The 26,679-nt window shown below is 67.0% G+C and carries 23 protein-coding genes; 15 read left to right on the forward strand and 8 right to left on the reverse strand.

From position 1 onward, the window contains the following. Positions 1-44: 44 nt before the first annotated feature. A complete protein-coding gene (locus ARGLB_RS04605; protein WP_003799409.1) occupies positions 45-596 on the forward strand; it encodes a flavin reductase family protein in 552 nt (183 codons plus the stop codon). A gap of 91 nt (positions 597-687) precedes the next feature. Here the strand turns inward: ARGLB_RS04605 and ARGLB_RS04610 are convergent, their stop codons facing one another. Both ARGLB_RS04610 and ARGLB_RS04615 read right to left on the reverse strand, forming a co-directional pair. After that, on the reverse strand, positions 688-1,431 hold the full coding sequence (locus ARGLB_RS04610; protein WP_003799411.1) for a hypothetical protein: 744 nt from the start codon (positions 1,429-1,431) through the stop codon (positions 688-690). Between the two features lie 76 nt (positions 1,432-1,507). Further along, positions 1,508-2,242 (reverse strand): DUF5058 family protein, encoded by a 735-nt coding sequence (locus tag ARGLB_RS04615; RefSeq protein WP_003799412.1) that lies wholly within the window; start codon positions 2,240-2,242, stop codon positions 1,508-1,510. Between the two features lie 285 nt (positions 2,243-2,527). Here ARGLB_RS04615 and ARGLB_RS04620 point away from each other — a divergent pair, with 285 nt between their 5' ends. Then, positions 2,528-3,961 carry an amidase gene (locus ARGLB_RS04620; RefSeq protein ID WP_003799414.1) on the forward strand — a complete coding sequence of 478 codons (1,434 nt, stop codon included), beginning with the start codon at positions 2,528-2,530 and terminating at the stop codon, positions 3,959-3,961. On the opposite strand, the gene ARGLB_RS04625 is transcribed toward ARGLB_RS04620, so the two are convergent. From ARGLB_RS04625 to ARGLB_RS04635, 3 genes are read right to left on the reverse strand one after another with little or no spacing between them, the layout of a single operon-like run. Next, positions 3,945-4,898, reverse strand: coding sequence for an Lrp/AsnC family transcriptional regulator (locus ARGLB_RS04625; protein WP_003799416.1), 954 nt, complete (start codon positions 4,896-4,898; stop codon positions 3,945-3,947). The two genes, ARGLB_RS04620 and ARGLB_RS04625, sit on opposite strands and share 17 nt — an antisense overlap. A 32-nt stretch (positions 4,899-4,930) precedes the next feature. Then, a complete protein-coding gene (locus ARGLB_RS04630; RefSeq protein WP_003799418.1) occupies positions 4,931-5,404 on the reverse strand; it encodes a hypothetical protein in 474 nt (157 codons plus the stop codon). Between the two features lie 9 nt (positions 5,405-5,413). Continuing rightward, entirely contained in the window at positions 5,414-7,330 is a 1,917-nt protein-coding gene (locus tag ARGLB_RS04635; RefSeq protein ID WP_003799421.1) for a primary-amine oxidase, read from the reverse strand. 122 nt (positions 7,331-7,452) lie between these two features. On the opposite strand from ARGLB_RS04635, the gene ARGLB_RS04640 reads away from it, so the two are divergent. From ARGLB_RS04640 to ARGLB_RS04650, 3 genes are all read left to right on the forward strand, one after another. Then, entirely contained in the window at positions 7,453-8,043 is a 591-nt protein-coding gene (locus ARGLB_RS04640; RefSeq protein ID WP_043417887.1) for a TetR/AcrR family transcriptional regulator, read from the forward strand. Between the two features lie 121 nt (positions 8,044-8,164). Further along, positions 8,165-9,226 (forward strand): D-TA family PLP-dependent enzyme, encoded by a 1,062-nt coding sequence (locus ARGLB_RS04645; protein WP_050934280.1) that lies wholly within the window; start codon positions 8,165-8,167, stop codon positions 9,224-9,226. 154 nt (positions 9,227-9,380) lie between these two features. After that, positions 9,381-10,340: an AraC-like ligand-binding domain-containing protein gene (locus ARGLB_RS04650; RefSeq protein ID WP_003799427.1), complete on the forward strand. Its 960-nt coding sequence runs from the start codon at positions 9,381-9,383 to the stop codon at positions 10,338-10,340. Positions 10,341-10,387: 47 nt separating this feature from the next. On the opposite strand, the gene gdhA is transcribed toward ARGLB_RS04650, so the two are convergent. Further along, positions 10,388-11,725 (reverse strand): NADP-specific glutamate dehydrogenase, encoded by a 1,338-nt coding sequence (gdhA, locus tag ARGLB_RS04655; protein WP_003799429.1) that lies wholly within the window; start codon positions 11,723-11,725, stop codon positions 10,388-10,390. A gap of 197 nt (positions 11,726-11,922) precedes the next feature. On the opposite strand from gdhA, the gene ARGLB_RS04660 reads away from it, so the two are divergent. Further along, complete coding sequence (locus ARGLB_RS04660) at positions 11,923-12,651, forward strand: AmiS/UreI family transporter (RefSeq protein WP_003799431.1); 729 nt, start codon at positions 11,923-11,925, stop codon at positions 12,649-12,651. On the opposite strand, the gene ARGLB_RS04665 is transcribed toward ARGLB_RS04660, so the two are convergent. Both ARGLB_RS04665 and ARGLB_RS04670 read right to left on the reverse strand, forming a co-directional pair. Continuing rightward, positions 12,607-14,103: an APC family permease gene (locus tag ARGLB_RS04665; protein ID WP_003799433.1), complete on the reverse strand. Its 1,497-nt coding sequence runs from the start codon at positions 14,101-14,103 to the stop codon at positions 12,607-12,609. The two genes, ARGLB_RS04660 and ARGLB_RS04665, sit on opposite strands and share 45 nt — an antisense overlap. Before the next feature lie 355 nt (positions 14,104-14,458). Continuing rightward, a complete protein-coding gene (locus ARGLB_RS04670) occupies positions 14,459-16,441 on the reverse strand; it encodes an FAD-binding monooxygenase (RefSeq protein WP_003799435.1) in 1,983 nt (660 codons plus the stop codon). Positions 16,442-16,665: 224 nt separating this feature from the next. On the opposite strand from ARGLB_RS04670, the gene ARGLB_RS04675 reads away from it, so the two are divergent. From ARGLB_RS04675 to ARGLB_RS04715, 9 genes are all read left to right on the forward strand, one after another. Then, positions 16,666-18,132, forward strand: a complete 1,467-nt coding sequence (locus ARGLB_RS04675; RefSeq protein WP_003799437.1) for a fumarylacetoacetate hydrolase family protein — start codon at positions 16,666-16,668, stop codon at positions 18,130-18,132. Beyond that, positions 18,125-18,832: a GntR family transcriptional regulator gene (locus tag ARGLB_RS04680; RefSeq protein WP_003799439.1), complete on the forward strand. Its 708-nt coding sequence runs from the start codon at positions 18,125-18,127 to the stop codon at positions 18,830-18,832. Before ARGLB_RS04675 ends, ARGLB_RS04680 begins: the two co-directional genes overlap by 8 nt. Before the next feature lie 24 nt (positions 18,833-18,856). Continuing rightward, positions 18,857-20,371 carry a 5-carboxymethyl-2-hydroxymuconate semialdehyde dehydrogenase gene (gene hpaE / locus ARGLB_RS04685; RefSeq protein WP_003799441.1) on the forward strand — a complete coding sequence of 505 codons (1,515 nt, stop codon included), beginning with the start codon at positions 18,857-18,859 and terminating at the stop codon, positions 20,369-20,371. 36 nt (positions 20,372-20,407) lie between these two features. Beyond that, positions 20,408-21,490, forward strand: coding sequence for a 3,4-dihydroxyphenylacetate 2,3-dioxygenase (gene hpaD / locus ARGLB_RS04690; RefSeq protein WP_003799446.1), 1,083 nt, complete (start codon positions 20,408-20,410; stop codon positions 21,488-21,490). A gap of 3 nt (positions 21,491-21,493) precedes the next feature. After that, positions 21,494-22,279, forward strand: a complete 786-nt coding sequence (gene hpaH, locus ARGLB_RS04695; protein ID WP_003799448.1) for a 2-oxo-hept-4-ene-1,7-dioate hydratase — start codon at positions 21,494-21,496, stop codon at positions 22,277-22,279. Next, positions 22,264-23,067 (forward strand): HpcH/HpaI aldolase family protein, encoded by an 804-nt coding sequence (locus tag ARGLB_RS04700; protein ID WP_003799449.1) that lies wholly within the window; start codon positions 22,264-22,266, stop codon positions 23,065-23,067. Before hpaH ends, ARGLB_RS04700 begins: the two co-directional genes overlap by 16 nt. Before the next feature lie 83 nt (positions 23,068-23,150). Continuing rightward, positions 23,151-24,671 carry an NAD-dependent succinate-semialdehyde dehydrogenase gene (locus ARGLB_RS04705; RefSeq protein WP_003799451.1) on the forward strand — a complete coding sequence of 507 codons (1,521 nt, stop codon included), beginning with the start codon at positions 23,151-23,153 and terminating at the stop codon, positions 24,669-24,671. A 65-nt stretch (positions 24,672-24,736) separates the two neighbouring features. Next, complete coding sequence (locus tag ARGLB_RS04710) at positions 24,737-26,140, forward strand: MFS transporter (protein WP_003799453.1); 1,404 nt, start codon at positions 24,737-24,739, stop codon at positions 26,138-26,140. 135 nt (positions 26,141-26,275) lie between these two features. Beyond that, the coding region (locus ARGLB_RS04715; protein ID WP_003799455.1) for an aldehyde dehydrogenase family protein at positions 26,276-26,679 on the forward strand (404 nt) is incomplete at its 3' end.

The following is a 26,679-nucleotide window of genomic DNA, read 5'->3' on the forward strand; positions in this document are numbered from 1 at the left end:
CCGTTATCAGCATTAACACTGGCCCCACGTGGCACGATGGGATCATGGAGACTTCAGGGCCCCTGGACGCGCGCCAGTGGGGTGAGGGGCCGCCGTCGGACGCCGACGTGGACCTGTACCGCAGGCTAAGTTCGGACATCACCGCCGGCGTGGCCGTCGTTTCCGCCCGGCTGCGGAACCGGGACTACGCCGCCACGGTGAGCGGCTTCCTCTCGGTGTCGTACGACCCGCCGACCATGCTGGTCAGCCTGTATGCGGAATCCCGCATTGGCGAGGCGGTGGAGGAAGCCGGCTCCTGGGCCCTGAGCGTGCTGTCCGGCAAGCACCAGGGCGCGGCGACGTGGCTGGCCAGTCCGGGGACACCGCTGCACGGGCTCCTGGCGCAGGTCCCCTTCCGGCGAGGACCGGCCACGGGATCTGCGATCATCGACGGCTGCCTCGCCTACTTCGAGTTGCGGACCGTTTCGGTTCATGCTGCCGCCACCCACCTGCTGGTGGTGGGCGAGGTGGTGGCCATGGGCAGTGCGGCGGATCCGTCCGAGGTTCCGGACCCGCTGGTGCATTTTGGCTCGGAGTTCCGCCGGCTGGCACCGTAACCGTTCAGCTCAAACCTGCTGGCACAGTAATAAAGGGTGCGTTCTGCCGGGAATCCCGGCCGAACGCACCCTTTTGTCGTCGCCTCGGGGGCTACTCGAGGTGGACAGGTTGGGCCGGACGGCCGGCCGGAGCGGGCTGCCGTCCCCGGAAGAACCACGCCAGCAGCACCGTCCCCAGCACGGCGATGGCGGTGGAGACCATGGCAAGTCCGGGAACCGCCGGGAGGACAAGAAAGACGACGGCGGCTGCCACGGCCAGGGCGATGACCGTGGTCCGGGGCTGCTTCATGGAGACGATGGCTTGGACCAGCACGGCGCCAAGGACGGCGGGCAGCACGTACAGCCGGGTCACGTTCATGACGGCAGGCGGGATAACGCTGATGAGCCAGCTGCCCAGCAGCCCCACGAAAATGGCCAGCGAGGCCAGGTGGACTGCGGCAGCACCGCAGATGGCGACGACGGACGCCAGCTGGCCGCGGCGGGTTCCGGGCTTGGCGCCGATGTTCGTCTGCGCGATGAGGGCGGCGGGAAGGAGCTTGTTGGAGATGTTGCCGATCATGAAGGCCTGGTACATGGCGGCCGGTCCGAGGATGGGGTAATACGTCAGCGGCTCGACGATCCAGATGATCCCGAATGTGGCGGCGACGGCAGCGAAGGCGATCCAGAGCTGCGCCGGCGCAATGTCCAGTCCTCCGGCGAAGACGAGATACAGGGGGCCGGCGACGGAGACCAGCAGGCCCGCGATCATGGTGGCCCGTCCCCAGCGCGAGGTGGTGCGGTCAAACTCGGTCATGGCCTGGTCCGTGGCTGCGAGTGCGGTGCTGCTGGCTGTCATACCTGGATTCCTGTCCATTGGTTTCGGGGGTGCGGGGTTGGCGCGGTTCTGGCGGGTGGCTCGTGGTTGGCGCCGGTCAACTGCCGGACGCCAGAAGTGCGGCGCCAAGGGCGGCGACGATCGAGATGCCCAGGCCCCACTCCCGGAGCCAGCTTTTGCCGAGTGCCCTGGCCAGCAGCAGGGACACCGCCATGACGGAGGCGGATACGGCGAAGGTGACCACGTGGGTGCCGGACTTTGGCAGCTCGGTGAAGCCCAGGCACGCGAAGGCTCCGATGAGGGCCGCCGCGGGGACGATGGCCATGGCCGCCGGGTTGATCGCGCGGACCTTCGCGTCGCCGCGGCGGAGCAGCGGGGTGAGGATCAGCGTGGCGATCATCCACATGGCTCCGCCGATGCTCATGGCAAAGAACGCCACCGCGAATACGCTTTGGGTGTAGCTCTCGTCGCCGAGCTTGGCGCCCAGGGTGCCTGCGGCGATGCCGGCCGCCGAGACGTCGTAGGCTGCCGAGCCGATCAGTCCGATCCTGGACAGCACGGCGGGTGCACCGAAAAGTGCCAGCAGCGCAATGGCCACGAGCGCGACGGCGAGCGACGGCCCGATCGCGGAGACAGCCCCGGACCGGAACGACGTCCTGATGTCCCCTGGTGTCATCTGCACCGACGGCGCGGCCCGGCGCACGGCCCGGAGGAAAATCAGTGACTGGACCACGATGACGCCGAAGACGCCCGCCACACAGAGCCAGAGGACGGGGGCGTTGGCGATTGCAAGGATGTCCGTGGAGCCGGTGGGTGCCAGGGGTGCGTGCATGGGAGCCTCCTGATTGGGGCCCGCTGGGGGCCGGCGATGCTGATGCCGCGGGCAGGACCGCTGCGTTGCGGGATCTGTGACCTCCGACCGGATCGGCCAGCAGGTTAGGAATACTGTCCGGGACGCTGGCCCGGAACGGCAAGGGATGGCAGAATCGGCCAAAATTCTGGCCGGATCAGTCAAGCCGCGGATTCAGTTGCCGATGCCTTCCGTTCACGTTCCCGGTCCTCCACACTTCAGGGAAGTACAACCGCGCACTCTTGAACCACCGCCCGAAGGAGCACCATGTCTGACGCGATCAGCGAACTTTCCGCCGTCGAGCTCACCGCTGCCATCAGGAACAGGGAAATCTCGGCGAGGGAGGCCCTTGACTGCCACCTCGAACGCATTGCCGCAGTGAATCCCCGGCTCAACGCAGTGGTGACACTCGACCCCGAAGGCGCCGCGGAACTGGCAGCCCGCGCCGACGAGCTCACGGTCTCCGGCAACGAGCTGCCGCCCCTGCACGGCCTGCCCCTGACGCACAAGGACACCAACAACACCGCCGGAATGCGTACCACCCAGGGCTCGGTGGTGCTGAAGGACTTCGTGCCGGCCAAGGACGACCTGATCATCGCCCGGCTCAAGGCCGCCGGCGTGGTCAGCACGGGAAAGACCAACGTTCCCGAGTTCGGGGCAGGCTCCCACACGTTCAACGATCTCTTCGGCACCACCACTAATCCGTATGCGCCGGACCTCAGCGCAGGCGGAAGCAGCGGCGGGGTGGCCGCCGTCGTGGGTTCCCGTGTGCAGCCTATGGGTGACGGCAGCGACATGGGCGGCTCGCTGCGGATCCCCGCGTCCTTCTGCAACATCGTCGGATTCCGGCCGTCCCAGGCTGTCATTCCGGTGCCGTCCGATATCAACGCGTGGTCCTGGCTGGGGCGGACCGGCCCGATGGCGCGCACGGTAGAGGACATCGCCCTGTTCATGTCCGTCACCGCCGGACGGGATCTGCGGGTGCCCCACCCGCAGGTGGTTGATCCGGCCGAATTCAGGGCCGGGCTTCAAACGGACATGCGCGGGGTCCGGATCGGCTGGTCACGGGACTTTGGCATTGGTGTTCCGGTGGAACCGGAAATCGCGGACCACCTGGAACGCCAGCTCGCCGTGTTTGAGGAACTGGGAGCCGTGGTGGAGGAGGCGTGCCCGGATTTCAGCGAGGCGGATCTGGTGTTCGGCACTACGCGGGCACTGGATTTCGCTGCCGGGCTGGGCGGGCTGGTCGCCGAATCAGGCGAGCTGATCAAGCCGGAGGTGCGGTGGAACGTCGGCAAGGGGCAGGCCCTCACCGCTGAGGACATCATTGCCACCAACGCCGCCCGCACCCGGCTGGAATACAGTGTCCAGGGCTTCTTCAGCCGGTACGACATCTTTGCGAGCCCGTGCGCGCAGGTGCTGCCGTTCGATGCGTCCCTGCGCTACCCGCAGGAGGTAGCCGGTGTCCCTACCGAAACCTATCTGGACTGGATGCGGTCGGCGTGCCTGCTCTCGGCCACCGGCCTGCCGGTGCTGAGCCTGCCTGCCGGGTTCAGCCGCTCCGGGCTGCCTATCGGACTGCAGCTTGCCGCCAACCACTACTCTGACGTGCAGGTGCTGCGCTGGGCGAGGGCGTTCGAGCAGGAGACGGACTACGCAGCCGTCGCCCCTAAACTGGCAGGCCTCAGCCAGCCCGCATGATGCGGCCGCCGCGTTTGCGGGCGTCCAGCAGCACGGACACGTCTACACCGGAGGCCTGCGCCGCCCATTCTGATGCCGTAATGAGGCGGTACAGGGATGCCAGATCGGGCACGGTCACGTCGGCCACGATCTGGTAGTCACCGGCAAGCGCTGCCGCATAGCGCACGGTGGGCAGCCCGGCAAGGCTCTTGCCGAGCTGCTCCACCTGGTGCGGCGCGGCCCTGATCCACAGCAGTGCCTCGACGGCGAGCCCGAGGGCGGCCGGTTCCACCACCACACGGGGCTGGACCTGGTTGTTGGCGAGCAGCCATTCGCAGCGCCGGCGGGCCGTCGCCTCCGAAACTCCGACGCGCCTGGCCAGAGCTTCGAAACTGATCCGTCCATCCGCGCAGAGGGCCTCCACGAGCTCGGTGTCCTGGCGGTTCAGGACCTGCCGGACTGCGTACACGCCCGTGTCCGCAGCGACCGGCGAGCGCAGGGCGTCTGCCTGCTCCGCGGTGAGCATCTCCGGCCGCCAGCCCTGGATGGTCCGGAAATACCGCAGCACCGGATAGCTCACGGAGTGCCGCAGCCCGATCGTGGAAGGCAGTTCATCGGAGAGGATGTCCCCCATCCTGTCCGGGTCCGTGAGGATCTCGGCCACGCAGTCGCCATTGCCGGTGACGGTGTAAACGAACGTGGTGTCGGAGCGCTGCGCGAGCGACTGTGCGGCCGCGCGGGCCGTGCCCGGCGTGCAGCGCATTTCCACCAGCATCGACGCCGGATGGGGCCGCACGGCAGCGATGGAGACGGCGCCGGACTCCAAGAGCTGCGCCCCGCGGCGGGCCACGGTGCGTTCGGGCTCGCCCAGGACGGCGGCCATCTTCCGCCAGGGGCAGCGGGGATCGAGCTGCAGGGCAGCCACAATCCGGCGCTCCAGTGAATCGAGCAGGATCATCCGTGCACCGTCATCCTCAAAAGGGCCTTCCGCTAGTGCTTCATTTCAGCATGGACGGAGCGAAGGCGGGCGAGCAGCGTCGCGGCGAGGAACGCCGTCGTAATCTCCAGGACGACGCCGGCCAGCAAGCCTTCGGCGCCCGACCCCAGGAAACCGGACACCAGGTAACCCGGCCCCAAAGAGCCCATCCCAAAGAAACCTGCACCAGGCGCCGCCGTGCCGGCATGGAAGTGGCCCGGCGCGCCACTGCCGGAAACGGCGGGGGCGCCCAGCAGCAGTGCGGCGTGCAATGCAGCCATGGCCAGGGCACATCCCATCACCTGGCGCAGGGTCTTCTCCCGGCCGCCGCGCCACAGGTGCACAGCGCACGGCAGGCAAACCCCGACCATCGCGAGCATCACGACGCCCAGCCACGGTCCGTGCTGGTTTCCGGCCACCAGTCCCAGGTGCACCACGCAGGACGCGGCGGTCACCGCAGAGACGGCACGGGAGTGCAGGGCGGTCACGGCGTGGCCCTAGCCGTGGCAGTGGGAGCCGGACTGGCTGGGGTTGGCCGGGACATCGAGGACCGGGCTGCGGTCGAAGAAGCCCTCGGGACGGAGCTTGAAGCCGACGGTGTCCACCGGCATGATGGGCCAGTCCTCCACGCGCGGGAAGTGGGTCAGTCCGAAGGTGTGCCACACGACGATGTCCTGGCCGTCGATGTCGCGGTCCTGGGCGATGTAGGAGGGCAGGCCCGCGCCGCCGGAGTGCTGGTTGACGAAGTCGCCGGTGGGGTAGCGCTCGTCGTCGGCGTAGCGGGTGACCCACAGGTCCTTGGTGGCAAAGGCGGCCCGCCGCGCAATGGAGGACCCGGGATCGGCCAGCAGGGTGGGCTGGTTGTGGGCGTGCAGCTTGTAGCCCACCGGCTCGTTGAGACGGTTCTTGGATTCGGGGTTGGAGATGATCCAGGTCCGGCCGGTGCGGGCATCGGCCTCGCGGACAGCCTCCGACTCACGGGTCAGCACGGTGCGCTTTCGGGAGAACGCGTTGCCGCGCTCGTTGCCCGGGCCCATGGTTTGCCGGACCACGTCCTCTTCCTCCACCCTGTTGGTGAAGCCGTCGATGGCCATGTCCAGGCGGGCGCTGAAGATGTGCTGGTGGAACGGCGCTCCCAGGCCCGGTGCCAGCTGGGAAATGTTGTCCGAGCCGCCTTCCGGGAATGCGGACGTGAAGACGACGCCGGTGGCTTTCGCTTCGAATTCGATGGTGCCGTCGAGGTAGAGGTACCAGTAGAAGCCGTAGTCGTAGTTGCCGATAGTGGTGAAGAAGGAGATCACCATGCGGCGGTTCCGGCGGGTGTAGTTGATGCCGGACCAAAGGTCGCTGTGCTTGGCCAGGATGCCCCAGTCCTCCTCGTGCATGCAGATGCCGTTGCGGATCTCGCGGGGGTTGCCGAAGGCGTCGCTGATGACCGGGCTGAGGTAGGTGATGTCGCCGAGGCAGTCGCAGCCCAGTTCGAGGGAGTTGGCGTACTGGCCCACCAGGTACTCCCCCGTGTCGAAGTAGTTCTGCCAGGACCTGATCGGGGACGGATCGCCGTACGGCACCACCATCTCGGCGATCGACGCGCGGTTGATGATGGGCCGGAGCCGGTCCCCGTCCCGGAAGGCAATGTTGTGCAGCACCACGCCCTCGCGGACGTCAAAGCCGACGTCCAGGCTCCATTTTTCCCATTCGATGTGGTTGCCGCCGGTCACCGTGAAGCTGGGGCCTTCGGGCTGGGTGATGCTGATGGGTTTCTGGGTGGTGCGGAGTGGACCCGTGAGTTCGGGATCGGTGTAATTGCCGTGCTCTGCCGGGACGGGGAAGACGCCGGTGTCGATCACCCGGGTGACTTCCTTGCTGACCACGTCCACGTAGGCCACCAGCCCGTCAACCGGATGAGCCCAAGCGCTGTCCTCCGGAAAATCCTGTACGAAGGCAAGCCCGCGGAGGATCCGGCGGCCCCTCTCCTCCGCATACTCGAAGACACCCGCGGACAGCGGAGCAACGCGCACCTTGCTGACGTCAAGGTTCCGGGCGGCCAGGGCCTTCAGCCACCGTTCGTCGGTGGCCAGCAGTTGCTCCACAACCTCGAACTCCTCTTCCAGGACCGGCAGTTCGCCGGTGGCCGCGGTATCGAGTTCGACGGCGGAGATCACAGTGCCGTTGGTGACCGAGACAGTGACTTCCTGGGGCCGGGCGCCGGAGACGTCGTGGATGAAAACCCGGAAGCGCCGGTCTTCCGCTTCACTGCCGGCGCCGCGGGCCGGGTCAAGGACGCCCAGGTAGGCAATGCGCTTCTCCGGGCCAAGGAGGCCCGCGGTCCGAAGAATGCCCTGCACCTCACTGATTTCCCCAGCTGAGGCAAGGCGGAAGGGGCTGGCTGTTTGGATAGTGGAGGGCGTCATAGCAGCCTTCTGTCCGGGACCCTGGCGGGTCGGATTTTTATTTTCTATAGTTGTAGAGAATAAGCGAACGTAAGATGGCTCACAAGAGTCTGGGCGAAAAATATTTACTGGGGAGCGGCCGCGTGCCAAAGATTGTTGACCACGACGAGCGCCGCCTGGAACTCGTCGATGCGACCTGGCGGATCATCGCCCGGCTGGGCATTGAGAGCGCCACGATGCGGGAAATTGCCACTGAGGCGGGCTTCGCAAACGGCGCCCTCAAACCGTACTTTCCCACCAAGGACACGCTGCTGACTTTCGCGTTCGGCCACGTCTTCAACCGGACCAACGAGCGCATCGCCGAAGTCACGTCGGGGCTTTCGGGATTGGCGGCCCTGCGCGCCTTCTGCGTCGAAGTGCTCCCGCTGGATGAGGAGCGGATCAATGAAGCCCGGATCGTCATCCCCTTCTGGCAGAAGGCCATCAACGATCCCGGCAAGGCGCAGATCCACCGGGAATCGATGCAGCAGTGGCTGGATGCAATCCGGCGCCACCTGGCGGAGGCCAGGGACAGCGGGGACGTCAGTACCGCCGTCGACGACGACAGCCTCGCCGGCCAGCTGCTCAACATGCTGCTCGGCGCCCAGATCGCGGCAGCGCTGCTTCCGGAGGGCCAGACGGATCTCGGCCTGGACAGGCAGCTCGAGGGCTTCCTTTCCCTGCTGACACGCTAGCCTCCCGACCCGCTAGCCTCAGGACCCACGCATCGCGGACCGACCCGGACCGCGGAAACCGACCTACAGCCAGGAGACGCCGGCAGTGACCATCCCGCAGGAAATCGATACGCCGGAACTCATGATTGACGTCGACATTCTCGACAGAAACATCGAGCGGATGGCGTCAGCCGTCCGGGCACGCGGCCTAAGCCTGCGGCCGCATGCGAAAACGCACAAGATTCCCCAAATAGCCGTCCGCCAGATCGCAGCCGGAGCCTCCGGGCTGACGGTGGCAACCATCGGCGAAGCTGAGGTGTTCGCCGCCGCCGGCGTCGGCGACCTCTTCATCGCCTACCCCCTCTGGATGTCCCCGCAAAAGGCCGAGCGGCTGCGGCGCCTGTCGCAGACTGCGCGGATCGCCGTCGGCGTGGACTCCGTGGAGGGGGCAACGGCACTGGGATCCGGCCTGGGAGGTGCCGCGGGGAGCACTAGCGTCCTCGTGGAGGTCGACAGCGGCCACCACCGCAGCGGCGTCCACCCGGAAGCCGTCGCACCGGTTGCCGAAGCAGCAGCGCGCGCGGGACTGGAAGTCGCGGGAGTCTTCACCTTCCCGGGACACAGCTACGCGCCGGGCATGCCGGTCGAAGCGGCCAGGCAGGAGCAGCAGGCCCTGAACCGGGCGTCCGAGGTTCTTGCGGCGGCAGGATTCGACATCACCTGCCGCAGCGGCGGCTCCACCCCGACGGCGATGCTGACCGGGAATTCGGCTGCCACCGAGGTGCGCCCGGGCGTCTACGTCTTTGGCGATGCCCAGCAGCTGGAGCTTGGGCGGTGCGCCGCCGAGGACATCGCACTGACGGTGGCGGCCACCGTGGTCAGCCACCATGCCACCCCCGCGGACGGACCGGCGCGTTTCATCATCGACGCCGGCAGCAAGGTTCTCGGCAGCGACCGGCCCGCGTGGGCAAGCGGCTTCGGACGGCTGATGGACCACCCCGACGCCCGGATCACCGCACTGTCCGAGCACCACGCAACAGTCGAGTGGCCCGATCCCGGGACGGCGCCCGCCATCGGGCACCGGCTGCGCGTTATCCCCAACCACGTGTGCCTCGCAATGAACCTGGTGGATGACGTCGCAGTGGTCAGCGGCGGCGCGCTCGTGGACCGCTGGGTGGTGGCAGCCCGGGGCAAGAACAAGTAGGAGGGCCGACCGCCGTGCTTCCCGGATTCTTTTTTCGCCACATGTTGAAAAAAGATGACAGGGTGGAATTTCGCCGCTAATCTGAAATGACTGTGTCCCAGGACACAGTGTTGGGGACCCGCCACAAGACAGCCGACCGGCGTCAGGAACGTTCATGCCAGCAACCACCATCCGCCCCGCGGACCAGACCCTCACCTCCAGCGTGGCCACCTCCTTTGACCACTGGAGACACCTCGTAGCGCAGTCCTTCGTGCCGCTGTCCGCCGAAACGGACCGGCCCGAGCTGTTCCGCGGCCGCATGCGCTCCAGGGTGCTGGACCGCACGTGCATCGTGGAAGTCTCGGCCTCGGGCCACAGCGTCCACCGCACACCGGCACTTTTGGCACAGTCCGACCAGCGCTATTTCAAGCTCAACCTGCAGCTGGAGGGTACCGGGCTCCTCATCCAGGACAACCGCGAGGCAGTGCTCCGCCCCGGCGACCTGGCCATCTATGACACCAACCGCCCGTACACGCTCGCGTTCGAGGAGCAGGCCCGCATGATGGTGGTCATGTTCCCGCACGATTCCCTGTCGCTGCCGCCCGACTATGTAGGGCAGCTGTCGGCCGTCCGCCTGGCCGGCGGGTCGGGACTGGCGGGCATTGTGGGGCCGTTCATCAGGCAGCTCGCCGGCAACCTGGAGGCACTCAGCGGGCCGAGCGGCTCGCGGCTTGCGGCCAACACCCTGGACCTCGTTTCCACCATGCTCCATTCGGAACTGGATCTGGCTGCGGGCAGCATGAAGCCCCAGGCTCTGCTGGCGACGTCGGTCCGTGACTACATCGAGGCGAACCTCGCCGACCCGCAGCTGTCACCGGCCAGCATTGCCGCGGCGCACTTTATTTCGACCCGCCATCTCCACAACGTCTTCCACGAGTCCGGCAGCACGGTTGCCAGCTGGATCCGGAGCCGCCGGCTGGAGCGGGTCCGCCGGGACCTCAGGGACCCGCTGCACTCCGGCACCTCCGTGGGAGCCGTGGCAGCACGGTGGGGCTTCCTGGACGCGGCGCACTTCAGCCGGACGTTCCGGGACGCCTTCGGCGAATCACCCAGCGACTGGCGGCGCGGCGCCTGAACCGGCACAGCGCCTAAACCGGCACAGCGCCCAAACCGGCACAGCGCCTAGATCAAACCCTGCGCGAGCATCGCGTCTGCCACCTTGACGAAGCCGCCGATGTTCGCGCCCAGCACGTAGTTGCCGGGTTCGCCGTATTCGTCCGCGGTGGACGCGCAGCGGTGATGGATTCCCACCATGATGTCCGTGAGGCGCTGTTCAGTGTGTTCGAAGGACCATGAGTCACGGCTCGCGTTTTGCTGCATCTCGAGCGCCGACGTGGCCACACCTCCGGCGTTGGCGGCCTTGCCGGGCCCGAACAGCACGCCCGCCTCCTGGAACACTGCCACGGCGTCGCGGGTGGAGGGCATGTTGGCGCCTTCGCCGACAGCCAGCAGTCCGTTGCGGACCAGCCGCGCGGCGGCACCGCCGTCGAGCTCGTTCTGCGTGGCGCACGGCAGCGCGACAGTGGCGTCGACGTCCCAGACGCAGCCAGCCTCCACGTAGGAAACGCCGGAACGGCGGAGGACATAATCCTTGAGGCGTCCGCGCTCCACTTCCTTGACCTGGCGGAGAAGCCCGACGTCGATTCCCGCCTCATCGACCACGTAGCCGGAGGAATCGGAGCAGGCCACCACGGTGGCTCCGAGCGCCTGGGCCTTGGCGATGGCGTTGATGGCCACGTTGCCGGAGCCAGAAACCACCACGCGCTGCCCGTCGAAGGATGAGCCGCGGGTCTTGAGCATCTCTTCGGTGAAGATCACCGTGCCGAAGCCGGTGGCTTCGGGCCGCACCAAAGAGCCACCCCAGGAGATGCCCTTACCGGTCAGGACTCCCGATTCGTAACGGTTGGTGATGCGCTTGTACTGGCCGAACAGATAGCCGATTTCGCGGCCGCCCACGCCGATGTCACCGGCCGGCACGTCGGTGTATTCGCCGATGTGCCGGTAGAGCTCGGTCATGAACGACTGGCAGAACCTCATGACTTCGGCATCACTGCGGCCTCGGGGGTCGAAGTCGGAACCGCCCTTGCCGCCGCCAATGGGCATGCCGGTGAGCGCGTTCTTGAAGATCTGCTCGAAGCCGAGGAATTTCACAATCCCGAGGTAAACGGAGGGGTGGAACCGGAGGCCGCCCTTGTAGGGGCCGAGCGCCGAATTGAACTCCACGCGGAAGCCGCGGTTGATCTGGACCCGGCCGGAGTCGTCGGTCCACGGCACCCGGAAGATGATCTGCCGCTCGGGCTCGCAAAGCCGTTCCAGGATGGCGGCTTCCAGGAATTCGGGGTGCCGGTCGTGGACCGGGCCGAGGCTTTCGAATACCTCGACCACCGCCTGGTGGAACTCAGCTTCGCCCGGGTTCCGCGCCAGTACCGTGTCCCTGACGGCCTCCAGCCGTGCATCCATGAATCTTCCTTACGTCGGCTGCCGACGGTCGGAAAGTATGAAGTCCGCCGTCTTATAGTTGAGCTTTCAACCTAACCGATTAAGACCACAGCCAGGTAGGCGGCTGGAGCGTTATCCCTTATTCTCCGTATTGTGACAGTAAAATTCCGCATTATGAGAGGTGCGTTCATGATGACCTGCTCCCTGATGGCCGCCTGATGGCGTATGTGTGCCTCCTCCTCTCGGGCGCCGCGCTGCTGATCAGCGGGCTCGCCACCCTGGGAGCCCTCCCGCGCCGGGATGCAGCCGTGCTGAGCCTGGTCATCGGCAGCATCCAGCTGCTCTTGGGCATCACCTATCTGGCCGTCACGTACTTGGGCAACGTTCGCTTGGACAGCACGGCTCCGGACGCCGACGGCGGCGTGCAGCTGCTGCTTTCGGCGTCCGGCATGTTCCTGTTCGGCCTGACCTACGTCTACGTTGGCCTGGATTTCCTACTGGGGCTCGGGTCCAGGGGCCTCGGCTGGTTCTGCGGCATGGTGGCCGGGTGCGGCCTGCTGCTCGCCGCGGCCTGGTTCCCTGAGGACCCGCTCCTGGCAGCGCTGTGGCTCTGCTGGTCCTACCTGTGGATGCTCTTCTTCTTCTCGCTGGCCCTGGACTATAGCCGGCTGTCGCCGCTGATCGGCTGGTCCCTGGTTCTGGCCAGCCAGGCGACAGCTACGGTGCCTGCCCTTCTCGGGATCTCCGGGAAATGGCCCGAAGACCCCGCAACGGCCGGCGGGGCCGCGGCGTGCATCGCCGCGTTGCTTTTGCTCGCCGGCGGCATGGCCAGGCGGGACGGCAGGCGGAACCGCCGGCTCGCCGTCGTCGTCTCCAATGAGCCGTTAGCCGCCGACGAGCCGTTAGTCGGCGGTGGCGGCAGCCTCATCGGCAAACGCGGAATTTGAGGCGCGGCCGCGCTTTTCCACCGCGATTTCCGCCACCACTCCGGCCACGAACATCACGGGGACGGCTACCAGCAGCCCCACGGCCGTTTCGGCGCTGCCGCCGATCAGGGAGGTGAAGTTGCTGACCACCAGGTACAGGACCCAGGCCAGCAGCAGCGAAGCAAGGGCCGGTGCAATGAGGGTCTGCCAGAGTTGCCCCGGCTCCCGTTCACGCCGGAAGAATGCGACGACGGCCAGGGAGCAGAGCATGTACAGCACCAGCAGCGCTGCAACGGCGAGTCCGCTGAACCACGAGAAGAGCGTCAGCACCGGATCCATCCCCAGTACCGCGAACGGGGCCACGAGCAGCACGGCGACACTTGTCTGGATCCAGGCGGCGGACGCAGGGGCTCTGTGCTTGTTGGTCCGCGCCAGGACAGCGGGCAGGGAACCGCGCAGGGCCAGCGAGTGGAGGTAGCGGTTGATGCCGTTGTGGAAGGCGATGATGCCGGCCAGCAGGGACGTCACCAGGAGGATTCCCGCAGTCACACCGGCCCACGGGCCGAACAGCTCAACAAGCGGCCCGATCACGAAGGAGGTCGCGTCTCCCGACTCCAGGGCAGCTCCGGCGGCATCGATGACGTGCGAGGGCCCGTAGAAGCTCACGAGCATCCACGTGATGAAGGCGAAAAACACGGCGATGATGCCCACGGAGAGGTACGTTGCCCGTGCCACCGTCCGGTGCGGATCCTTCGCCTCGGCGGAGTAGATGGCCGTTGACTCGAAACCGAACATGGATGCAACGGCGAACATGATGGCAACGCCTGGCGCGCCGCTGGCGATCGCTTCAGGGGAGAACGAGGCTGCCAAGTTGAGGCCTTCAGTGCCTCCACCCTTCAGCAGGACGGTGAATCCGAACAGCAGCAGAATCGCCACTTCCAGGCCCACAAGGAAGGCCAGGACGCGGGCGCCGAGTTCAATGTTCATCGAGCCAAGCACCTGCACGCCTGCCATGGTGGCAATGGCGAGCAGCCACCAGGGAACGGCCACGCCGGCGGAACCCAGCAGGCCGGAGAAGGCCGCACCATAGAGCCCGTACATGGCGGCCTGCACCGTGCTGTACGCCAGCAGTGCCAGCCAGGCAGCTCCCGTGCCTGTCTTTCGGCCGAAGGCAGCGGAGATATAGGCGTAGAAGGCGCCGCTGGCCTGCACCTTCCGGCTCATCGCCACGAAGCCGACGGCGAAGATGACAATGACGATGCCCACGACGAGATACGCGCCCGGCGCCCCGGCGCCATTGCCGAGGGCAGCAGCCAGGGGCGCTGCGCCGACGATGCCGGTCAGCGGGGCCTGGGCCGAAAGAACGAAAAAGAGAATGCCCAGGACGCCGATGCTGCCCGCGCGGAGGGCGGTGGACTGCTCCTTGCGCGGATTTGCTTCTGCAGTCCGGGACTCGGAATTTGAAATACTCATTGGATCCTTCTTAACGGTCATGAGCGTTGGAGAGGGGTGCCGGCAATGGCCTCGCACCGCTACATCCAGCTTGGCAGTCCCGGTCGGATGGGGCTTGTCTGGCAGCGATCAGTTGTTGTGCCTCAGCGCACTGGTCGGCTGGCGCAGGCTTTATTCAGAGGGTCCCGCGGCTGCAGCGCGCGGTCAAGGAGGCTGCTGCCGCGGGCCGCGGGTTCGGCTGAGGCGGGTCCCGGGAACAACGCGCACCCGGAAACAAGAAAGTCCGGGTCCCTTGCCGCAAAGGGACCCGGACTCTGTTGTTCCGACGGAGTGAGAGGTCTGCCGGCGAGGCTGCTGCGCCCCGGCAGACCGGCTCCTACACCAGGTTGGCGACCAGCCCCGTGCCGGCGGACTGAAGCCCCTCGGTCTGAACCGGCTCGGCCTGATGCCCTTCGGCCAGGACCGGCTCGGCACGGCGGGCCGGCAGGAGGGGCGCAAAGAACGCCCCGAGCTCCGCCGTCGCGGTCAGCGGCAGGACGTTCGCCACGTACTGGTCCGGGCGGACCACCACCACGACGCCGCCGCGGTCGAGGCCTCGAAGCTCGAAGATGTCGGCCTTCGGGTCGGTGCCGTAGACCTTCTCAAGGTTGGTGAGCTTGAACGGCCCGACCTCCGGCTTGAACACGGCCGGGACGGCGTTGATGTTGATGCCCCTGTGGTCCTGCTGGTAAATGACCTTCACGTCGAACCAGGCGTCGGCGTCGGCACCCTCCGGCGTGGCCGCGAGCGGCGACTCCGGAGAGTTCTCCAGCCAGTGCGCGAAGTCAGTGGTCGGCGACGCGGCTCCGGCTTCGGCGGGGTCGGCGAACACGTAGATGCGCCAGCGGCCATCGGCCGTAGCCTGGTGCCCCAGGTGCAGCGGGTTGGTGTCGCAGACGCGCTGCACGGGGGCGGACTTGAAGCGCTTGCCGGTGGGAAAGCCCGTGGCCAGCCTGGCATGCTTCGCCTCGGCGACGATCATCGACGGCGCGTACTCGGTCATGAAGCCGGCCGGGAATTCGGCGGTGCGCACGTAGAAGTCCTCAAGCTCGGAGGGGTCCTCGAACTCCTCGGGCTTCTTGGCCATCAGGGTGGACCATTCCTTGTCGAAATCGATCAGGTTTTTCGCGACGATCTGGCGCTCGGCGGAGTACGTGGCCAGCAGCGACTCCGGGCTGCGGCCCTCCAGCACGTGGCCAAGCTTCCAGCCGATGTTGAAGCCGTCCTGCATGGACACGTTCATGCCCTGGCCTGCCTTGGCGCTGTGCGTGTGGCAGGCGTCGCCGGTGATGAACACGCGCGGCGTGCGGGTGTCCCGCTGCTCCGGGAGAACGTCGTCGAACCTGTCGGTGAGGCGGTGGCCAACCTCGTACACGCTGTGCCAGGCGACGTTGCGGACGTCGAGCGTGTAGGGCTGCAGGATCTGGTTCGCGTGGGCGATGATTTGCTCGATGGTGGTCTTGCGGATGGCACCGTTGTCGTTCTCCGGCACGACGCCGAGGTCGACGTACATGCGGAACAGGTGGCCTCCCTCGCGCGGGATCAGCAGGATGCTGCCGCCGTCGTGGGACTGGATGGCGCATTTGGTGCGGATGTCCGGGAAGTCGGTGGATGCGAGGACGTCCATGACGCCCCAGGCGTGGTTGGCCTGGTCGCCGGCGAGCGTGCAGCCAATCGCTTCGCGGACCTTGCTGCGCGCACCGTCAGCACCCACGACGTATTTGGCGCGCACAACACGTTCCTGGCCCGCCAGCTCACCGGTTGTGTGGACCAGGGTCACGCTGACCGGGTACTCCCCCGTCTCCGCGACGTCGAGGCTGCTGAATTCGTAGCCATAGTCGGGGGTCATGCGGGTCGGGGAAAAGGCCATGACTCTGGCGAAGTAGTCCAGCACCCGGGCCTGGTTGACGATCAGGTGCGGGAATTCGCTGATGCCCATCTCGTCGTCGACCGCCCGGGCGGCGCGGACGATGTGCTTCGGGTTCTCCGGACTCGGCTTCCAGAACGCCATTTCGGTGATCCGGTAGGCCTCCGCGGTGATCTCCTCGGCGAAACCGAACGCCTGGAACGTCTCGACACTGCGGGCCTGGATGCCGTCGGCCTGGCCGATGGCGAGGCGGCCGCCGCGGCGCTCCACAATGCGCGTGGTGATGTCCGGGAACTGGGAGAGCTGGGCGGCTGCGAGCATGCCTGCGGGGCCGGAGCCCACGATGAGCACGTCGACCTCGTCGGGCAGCTCTTCGGGGCGGTTGATGCCGACGCCGGCGGCCGGCTGGATGCGCGGGTCACCGGAAACGTAACCGTGGTGGTGGAACTGCACGGGCTTTCCTCACTTCACTGTGTGGCTGGCTTTCGCCAAATCGTGTGTTCTATATCAGAACAGATGGTTCGATAATAGAAATAGGGTTATGCTTCAGTACTGTACGTTACATATGACCTGCGTTACAAGCAGCTTCCCCTCCCCCGAAAATCAGGGGTTGACGCAGCCGCCGGCAGCGTCCAGTATGTTTCGTATACGATTTCGTACCTGATGAGGAGAACGCTTTGGAGCAGGTCAACGACGACACCCTGGCAGCAGCACGCAAGGTGATCGCGGTGCACATCAACTACCCCAGCCGTGCCGCCCAGCGCGGCCGGACGCCGGCGCAGCCCTCCTACTTCCTGAAGCCGTCGTCCTCGCTTTCCCTGACCGGAACCGCCGTCGAACGCCCGGCCGGCTGCGAACTGCTCGGTTTCGAGGGCGAGATCGCGATCATCATCGGCAAGGCGGCGCGCCGCGTCGAGGTCGACGACGCCTGGGGCCACGTTGCCGCGGTCACCGCCAGCAACGACCTTGGCGTGTACGACCTGCGCTACGCGGACAAGGGCTCCAACCTCCGGTCCAAGGGCGGCGACGGCTTCACCCCGGTGGGCCCGGCACTGATTGCGGCAGACGCCGTCGACCCCGCCAATCTGCGCATCCGGACCTGGCACAACGGGGAACTGGTGCAGGACGACACCACCGAAGACCTGCTCTTCCCGTTCGCCCGGCTCGTGGCGGACCTGTCCCAGCTGCTCACCCTCGAGGAGGGGGACATCATCCTCACCGGCACACCGGCCGGCGCCTCCGTCGCCGTGCCCGGCGACCTGCTGGAGGTGGAGGTCAGCACAGCTGATGGTCAGCTGAGCACCGGCCGCCTCACCACCACAGTTAAGGAAGGCACGACGGCGTTCGCCGACTTTGGTGCCCGGCCCAAGGCCGATGACCTGCAGCGGGAGGAGGCCTACGGATCGCGGGAAGCCGCTGGCCTTCCCGCCACACAATCTGCACTGAGCCCGGAGCTCAAGGCCAAGCTGGAGAGCGTCTGCACCGCCACGCTGTCCTCCCAACTGCGCAAGCGCGGCCTTAACAACGTCAGCATCGACGGCCTCACCGCCACCCGCCCGGACCGCAAGGTAGTCGGCCTGGCACGGACCCTGCGCTACGTGCCCAACCGTGAGGACCTCTTCAAGACCCACGGCGGCGGCTTCAATGCGCAGAAACGCGCCATCGATTCAGTGAACGAGGGCGAGATCCTGGTCATGGAGGCCCGCGGCGAGAAGGGCACCGGGACCATCGGCGACATCCTGGCCCTGCGCGCCCAGGTCCGCGGCGCCGCGGCCATCATTACGGACGGCGGGGTCCGCGATTTCTCCGCCGTGGCCGCCATGGAACTGCCCACGTATTACTCCAACCCGCACCCCGCCGTGCTGGGCCGCCGCCACATCCCGTGGGACACCGACATCACCATCGCCTGCGGCGGCACCACGGTGCAGCCCGGGGACATCATCGTGGCTGACTCGGACGGCATCCTGGTGATCCCGCCGGCCCTGGCCGAGGACGTCGCCAACGACTCCATCGCCCAGGAACGCGAAGAGGTTTTCATCGCCGAAATGGTGCAGCAGGGCCACAGCGTGGACGGACTCTACCCGCTCAACGCGGAATGGCGCACCAGGTACGAAGAGTGGGAAGCAGGCAAAGCCAATGACTGAAACGGCGACCGCCCCCGCCGCAGCGACCATTGCTGACGGCACCACCGGCAGCAAGTCCGAGCAGGCCTACCAGGCCATCAAGGCGCGGATCGTGGAAGGCACCTACACGCCCGGCTACCGGCTGGTTCTGGCCGCCATCGCCAAGGACCTCGGCTTCAGCGTGGTCCCGGTCCGGGAAGCCATCCGCCGGCTCGAGGCCGAAAACCTGGTGAAGTTCGAACGCAACGTCGGAGCCACCGTGGCGGGCATCGACCCCACCGAATACCTCTACACGATGCAGACCCTGAGCATCGTGGAGGGTGCGGCCACGGCGCTGTCCGCGCCGCTGGTCGGCGAAGCGGACATTGCCCGGGCCCGCGCCGTGAACGCCGAGATGCGGGAATGCCTGAAGCACTTCGACCCCGTCCGTTTCACCCGGCTCAACCAGGACTTCCACAGCGTCCTGTTCGAGCACTGCCCCAACCCGCACATTCTGGACCTGGTCCACCGCGGCTGGAACCGGCTGGCATCACTGCGGTCCTCAACGTTCCGTTTTGTTCCCGGCCGGGCCCACGAGTCCGTGGACGAACACGAGGCCCTGCTGAAGCTCATTGAAACCGGCGCCGACGCCGACACCATCGAAAAAGCAGCACGGCTCCACCGCAGCGCCACCCTCGACGCCTACCTCTCCCAAACCAACCCCCAAGACAACACTCCTTAAGACCACACAGTTAGGACCTCAACGATGACGACCCCTGTAGAAACAGCAGCAAAGCACTACGTCCCAGAGAACCTGCCCACCCATATCCAGCACTTCATCAACGGCAAGTTTGTTGAATCCGTGGGCGGGAAGACCTTCGACGTCCTGGACCCGGTCTCCAACCAGAACTACGCCACCGCCGCCGCCGGCCAGAAGGAAGACATCGACCTCGCCGTCGCCGCCGCCCGCGAAGCCTTCACCAGCGGCCCCTGGCCCAAGATGAAGCCGCGCGAGCGCGCCCGCGTCCTGAACAAAATCGCCGACGCCGTTGAGGCCCAGGAAGCCCGGCTCGCCGAACTGGAAACCTTCGACACCGGCCTGCCCATCACCCAGGCCAAGGGCCAGGCCCTGCGCGCGGCCGAGAATTTCCGCTTCTTCGCGGACCTGATCGTGGCCCAGTTCGACGACGCCATGAAGGTCCCCGGCTCGCAGATCAACTATGTGAACCGCAAGCCGATCGGCGTCGCCGGGCTTATCACCCCGTGGAACACCCCGTTCATGCTGGAGTCCTGGAAGCTGGCGCCCGCCCTGGCCACCGGCAACACCGTGGTCCTCAAGCCGGCCGAGTTCACCCCGCTGTCCGCGTCGCTCTGGGCCACCATCTTCAAGGAAGCAGGCCTGCCGGACGGCGTCTTCAACCTGGTCAACGGCCTGGGCGAGGAAGCCGGCGACGCCCTGGTCAAGCACCCTGACGTCCCGCTGATCTCCTTCACCGGCGAGACCACCACGGGCCAGACCATCTTCCGCAACGCCGCAGCCAACCTCAAGGGCCTCTCCATGGAGCTCGGCGGCAAGTCCCCCTGCGTCGTGTTCGCCGACGCGGACCTGGACGCCGCGATTGACTCCGCACTGTTCGGCGTCTTCTCCCTCAACGGCGAACGCTGCACTGCCGGCTCCCGCATCCTGGTGGAACGCGCCATCTACGACGAGTTCTGCGAGAAGTACGCCGCCCGGGCCAAGAACATCGTCGTCGGGGACCCGCACGACCCCAAGACCCAGGTGGGTGCCCTGGTGCACCCGGAACACTACGAGAAGGTGGCCTCCTACGTGGAGATCGGCAAGTCCGAAGGCCGGCTGCTGGCCGGCGGCGGACGGCCTGAAGGTCTGCCGGAGGGCAACTACATCGCCCCCACCGTTTTCGCCGATGTCTCCCCCGACGCCCGGATCTTCCAGGAGGAGATCTTCGGTCCCGTGGTCGCCATTACCCCGTTTGAGAACGACGACGAGGCCCTCGCCCTGGCCAACAACACCAAGTACGGCCTGGCGGCCTACATCTGGACCCAGAACCTGACCCGTGCCCACAACTTCTCGCAGAACGTGGAAGCCGGCATGGTGTGGCTGAACAGCCACAACGTCCGCGACCTCCGCACCCCGTTCGGCGGGGTCAAGGCCTCCGGCCTGGGCCACGAGGGCGGCTACCGCTCCATCGATTTCTACACCGACCAGCAGGCCGTGCACATCACGCTCGGCGCTGTCCACACCCCCAAGTTCGGCGCCTAAGCGCCAGCCACCCCCTTTCAAAGAAGAGAGCACATCATGACCAACTTCGTTCCCACCCCCTCTGTCCCGGCACCGGATATCGTCCGCTGCGCCTACATGGAGATCGTGGTCACGGACCTCGCCAAGTCGCGCGAGTTCTACGTGGACGTCCTGGGCCTGCACGTCACCGAAGAGGATGAAAACACCATCTACCTCCGCTCCCTGGAGGAGTTCATCCACCACAACCTGGTACTCCGCCAGGGACCCATCGCCGCCGTCGCAGCCTTCGCCTACCGGGTGAAGTCCCCCGCCGAGGTGGATGCCGCCGAGGCGTACTACAAGGAGCTGGGCTGCCGCACCGAGCGCCGCAAGGAAGGCTTCACCAAGGGCATCGGCGACTCCGTCCGCGTCGAGGACCCGCTGGGCTTCCCCTACGAGTTCTTCTACGAGACCGAGCACGTGGAGCGCCTCACCCAGCGCTACGACCTCTACTCCGCCGGTGAACTGGTGCGCCTGGACCACTTCAACCAGGTCACCCCGGACGTTCCCCGCGGCCGGGCGTACCTGGAGGACCTCGGCTTCCGCGTCTCCGAAGACATCAAGGACTCCGACGGCGTCACCTACGCCGCCTGGATGCACCGCAAGCAGACCGTGCACGACACCGCCCTGACCGGCGGCAACGGCCCGCGCATGCACCACGTCGCGTTCGCCACGCACGAGAAGCACAACATCATCCAGATCTGCGACAAGATGGGCGCCCTGCGCATCAGCGACCGGATCGAACGCGGCCCCGGCCGGCACGGCGTCTCCAACGCCTTCTACCTCTACATCCTGGACCCGGACGGCCACCGCATCGAGATCTACACCCAGGACTACTACACCGGCGACCCGGACAACCCCACCATCACCTGGGACGTCCACGACAACCAGCGCCGCGACTGGTGGGGCAACCCCGTGGTCCCGTCCTGGTACACCGAGGCCTCCCTGGTCCTGGACCTGGACGGCAACCCGCAGCCGGTCATCGTCCGCGAGGAAAAGTCCGAAATGGCCGTGACCGTCGGAGCCGACGGCTTCTCCTACACCCGCAAGGATGAAACCGGCGAGGCCGCTGAAGGTTTCAAGCTGGGAGCCCAGGTCTAAACCATGCTGGACGCGAAGACGATCGAGGCCATCGCGGACGAGCTGGTGGAAGCCGGCCGGACCCGCACCCCGGTGCCCCGCCTGACTGCCCGCTATCCGGACATGACGGTGGAGGACTCCTACGCGGTGCAGCAGCTGTGGCGGCGCCGGAACGAGGACGCCGGCCGGACCCTGGTGGGGCGCAAGATCGGCCTCACGTCCAAGGCCATGCAGGCGGCCACCGGCATCACCGAACCCGACTACGGTGCCATCTTCGATGACATGGTCCTGGAAACCGGCTGTGCGGTGGAATGGGACCGCTACACGCACCCGCGGGTGGAGGTGGAGCTGGCGTTCGTCCTGAAGGACGGGCTCAAAGGCCCGGGCTGCACCATCTTCGACGTCCTGAACGCCACCGACTACGTGGTCCCGGCCCTCGAAATCCTCGATTCGAGGATCGAGATGGAGGGCCGGACCATCGTGGACACCATCTCCGACAACGCGGCCATGGGTGCCATGGTGGTGGGCGGCCGCCCGGTTAAACCGGACGCCGTCGACCTCCGCTGGGTCTCTGCGATCCTGTACAAGAACCAGACCGTGGAGGAAACCGGCGTGGCCGCCGGTGTCCTGGACCATCCGGCCAACGGCGTGCACTGGCTGGCCAACAAGATCGCCGCGCACGGGGACTCGATGAAGGCCGGCGACATCATCCTGGCCGGCTCCTTCACCCGACCGCTCTGGGTGTACAAGGGCGACACCGTCCATGCCGACTACGGACCCCTCGGGAGCGTCACATGCCGCTTCGAGTAGAAGGCACCTTCCGGAAGGCTTTAGCGGAGGCGGACCGGCCGCTGGCGGGGATGTGGGTGTGCTCCGGCAGCCCGCTCATCGCCGAACTCTGCGCCGGGTCCGGCCTGGACTGGCTCCTGGTGGACGCCGAGCACAGCCCCAACGGACTTGAATCCATCCTCGCCCAGCTCCAGGCCATCCACGGCTACCCGGTCCACACCCTGGTCCGGCCACCCGTGAACGACACCGTCCTCATCAAGCAGTACCTGGACCTCGGAGTGCAGAACCTGCTGGTCCCGATGGTCAACTCCGTGGCCGAAGCGGAAGCCGCGGTGGCTGCCACCCGTTACCCGCCCCACGGGGTCCGCGGTGTCGGCTCCGCACTGGCCCGGGCCGCCCGCTGGAACCGGGTCCCGGACTACCTCGCCCGGGCATCTGAAACGGTGAGCGTCACCGTCCAGATCGAATCGACGGCCGCCGTTGAAGCGGTGGAGGACATCCTGAAGGTCGACGGCGTGGACGCCATCTTCGTGGGTCCGTCCGACCTTTCCGCATCCATGGGCCTGCTGGGACAGCAGGAACACCCCGAGGTGCGCGCCGCCGTCGAACACTGCCTCGCCGCCGCACAAGCGGCCGGCAAACCCGCCGGCGTGAACGCCTTCGCTCCCGCCACTGCCCGGCACTACCTGGCGGCCGGCGCCGACTTCATCCTGGTGGGCGCCGACGTCGCCCTGCTGGCCCGCGGCTCCGAAGCGCTCGCCGCCGAGTACATCCAGACCGCCGACGGCGAAACCCCGGCCAGCTACTGACCCCGGTGGTTGGGCCCGCCGAAACCTCTTCCACGGCAGACCCAACCACCGGACCCCACACACTTGTCCAAGGAGACTCCCGCATGACCACTTCGCCCGTACTCTCCCCTGCCCTCTCACCGACCACCGTCTCGCCCGACCGTGAGGCTTCCCTGCTCGCGTCCGTGCCCACCGGTCTGCTCATCAACGGCCAGTGGCGGGAAGCGTCCGACGGCGGCACGTTCGACGTCCATGACCCCGCCACCGGGCAGGTGCTCGCCACTCTGGCCTCGGCCACCAGCGAGGACGCCCTCGCCGCGCTCGACGCCGCCGACGCCGCCCAGGCCTCCTGGGCCCGCACCGCACCCCGGGTTCGGGCGGAGATCCTGCGCCGCGCCTTTGACCTGGTCACCGCACGTGCGGAGGACTTCGCGCTGCTGATGACCCTGGAGATGGGCAAGCCCCTGGCCGAGGCCCGCGGCGAAGTGACCTACGGGGCGGAGTTCCTGCGCTGGTTCTCCGAGGAAACCGTCCGCGACTACGGCCGTTACCTCACCACCCCCGAAGGCAAAAACAAGATCCTCGTCCAGCACAAACCCGTCGGGCCCTGCCTGCTCATCACCCCGTGGAACTTCCCGCTGGCCATGGCAACCCGCAAGGTCGGCCCCGCCATCGCCGCAGGCTGCACCATGGTCCTCAAGCCGGCCAAACTCACCCCGCTCACCGCCCAGTACTTCGCGCAGACCATGCTCGACGCCGGCCTGCCCGCCGGCGTCCTCAACGTCGTCCCCTCCTCATCCGCCTCGGGAATCTCCGGGCCGCTGCTCGCCGACCCCCGCCTGCGCAAGGTCTCCTTCACCGGCTCCACGCCGGTGGGCAAGCGGCTTATGGCCGACGCCGCGCAGAACGTGCTGCGCACCTCCATGGAACTCGGCGGCAACGCACCCTTCATCGTGTTCGAAGACGCCGATCTGGACAAGGCCGTTGAAGGGGCCATGGCCGCCAAGATGCGGAACATGGGCGAGGCCTGCACCGCCGCCAACCGCTTCCTCGTCCACGAATCCGTCGCCCAGGAATTCACCGCCAAGTTCGCCGCCGCCATGGGCGCCCTGGCCACCGGACGCGGCACGGAACCCGGCACCCAGGTCGGCCCCCTGATCGACGCCGGCGCCCGCGACGACGTCCACACCCTGGTGCGTGCCGCCGTCGACGCCGGAGCCACCGCCGTCACCGGCGGAGCGCCGGTTGACGGCCCCGGCTACTTCTACCAGCCCACCGTCCTCGCCGACGTGCCCAACGACGCGGCGATCCTGGGCCAGGAAATCTTCGGACCCGTCGCCCCGGTCACCACCTTCAGCACCGAGGAAGACGCCATCCGGCTGGCCAACGCCTCCGAATACGGCCTCGCGTCCTACCTCTACAGCCGCGACTTCAACCGCCTCCTGCGCGTGGCCGAACAGATCGAATTCGGCATGGTGGGCTTCAACGCCGGCGTCATCTCCAACGCTGCAGCACCCTTCGGCGGCGTCAAACAGTCCGGACTTGGCCGCGAAGGCGGTACCGAAGGCATCGCCGAATACACCACCACCCAGTACATCGGCATCGCCGACCCCTACGCCAACTGACGCACTGACATATCCGCACAGCGCCGTCTCCACACAATGACGTGTCCACACAGCAAGGAAAAACATTGAGTACTGTCCAGCACGGGCAGCGCAGCTCGGCGAGGGATAACCGCCGGGTAGCGTTCGCCACCATCATCGGAACCACCATCGAGTGGTACGACTTCTTCATCTACGCCAATGCGGCAGGCCTTGTCTTCGCGAAGCTGTTCTTCGAACCCGCCGGGGCCGATATCGGGATCCTGATCTCCTTCGCCTCGGTGGGACTCAGCTTCCTGTTCCGTCCGCTGGGAGCCTTCCTGGCCGGACACTTCGGGGACCGGCTGGGCCGCCGGGCCATGCTCGTCATCACGCTGATCATGATGGGGGCGGCCACCACCCTCATCGGCGTGCTGCCGACCTTCGAGACCGCCGGTGTCGTGGCGCCCGTCCTGCTGCTGCTCCTGCGCATCCTGCAGGGCATTTCGGCCGGCGGCGAATGGGGCGGCGCCGTCCTCATGGCGGTGGAACATGCGCCCCGCGGCAAGCGGGGCCTGTTCGGGGCCTTCCCCCAGCTCGGCGTTCCGCTCGGCATGCTGCTGGCCTCCGGCGTCCTGGCACTGATGTCCGGCGTGGTCTCGCCGGGTGCAGCCTTTGTGCAGTGGGGCTGGCGCATTCCGTTTCTGCTCAGCTTCGTCCTGATCGTCGTCGGCTTCATGGTCCGACGCAGCGTGGAGGAAAGCCCGGTATTCGAGGAGATCGCCCAAAAGAAGCAGCAGACCCGCACCCCGGTTGTCGAACTGTTCAGGAAGCACTGGCTGCTGGTCATCATCGCGGCCCTGGTCTTCGCCGGCAACAACGCCGCAGGCTACATGACCACCGGCGGCTACATCCTCAGCTACGCCGCAAACCCCGCCGGACTGGCCATGGACCGCACGGAAGTGCTCCTCGCAGTCACCGGCTCCGCTGCCCTGTGGTTCATCTTCACGCTGGTCTCCGGCTACCTCGCAGACAGCATTGGCCGCAAGAAGACCTACCTCATCGGCTACGGCTGCCTCATCGTCACGGTGTTCCCGCTGTTCTGGCTGGTCAACACCGGAAACATCTGGGCGCTGTTCCTTGGCCTTGCACTGTTCACCGTTGGCCTCGGCCTGACCTACGGGCCGCAGGCAGCCCTCTACAGCGAACTGTTCCCCGCCTCCATCAGGTTCTCCGGCGTCGCGATCTCCTACGCGCTCGGCGCCATCATCGGCGGAGCTTTCGCCCCCATGATCGCCACCGCCCTGGTCCAGGCCACCGGCACAACAGCCTCCGTGTCCCTCTACCTGCTCATTGTGGCTCTCGTTTCAACGGCCGCCGTCCTGGTGATCCGGGAACGCAGGGGGATCGACCTGGGCATCAACAACCAGGCCGAGCAGGAGGTGGGTGCCACGATCTTCGACCGGCGCCGGGCGGATGCGGCTGACTCAGCCGCCGAGCCCGCCAACGTCTAACCGCCAGTCAGTTCGCCCCAAGTCAAGGGGTCTGCACCCAAAGACAAGCCAGCGGCCCGGCGGGCGGGCAACACTTAGGTATGCCCGCCTCGCCGCCCGGCTGAGCGCACTTTCCTACTCGAAGTGGAGTACCCCTTGGAAACCTACGATTCACTGCTCGCGTCCATCACCCCCGGCTCCGGCGAGACCCGGACTATCTTCGATCCGGCCACCGGCGGGGTGGTCGGCGAGGCGCCGGTCCACACCGTTGAAGACCTCGAGGCCGCGGTAACCGCCGCGGTCGCTGCCCAGCCGGCATGGGCCGCCCTGGGCCACGACGGCCGGTCCGCGGCGCTGCTCAAAGCCGCCGACGCCGTCGAACGCTCCGCCGAAGAACTCGCCCAACTCCTCTCCCGCGAGCAGGGCAAACCCCTCAACGGCCCCAACGCCCGCTTCGAAGTCGGCGCCTGCGCCGCCTGGCTCCGCGCCACCGCCACCACCGAACTCACCCCCGAAGTCGTCGTCGACGACGGCGAAACCTACGCCGAACTCCACTACAA

The sequence above is a fragment of the Arthrobacter globiformis NBRC 12137 genome (genome assembly GCF_000238915.1).
Taxonomy (GTDB): Bacteria; Actinomycetota; Actinomycetes; order Actinomycetales; family Micrococcaceae; genus Arthrobacter; species Arthrobacter globiformis.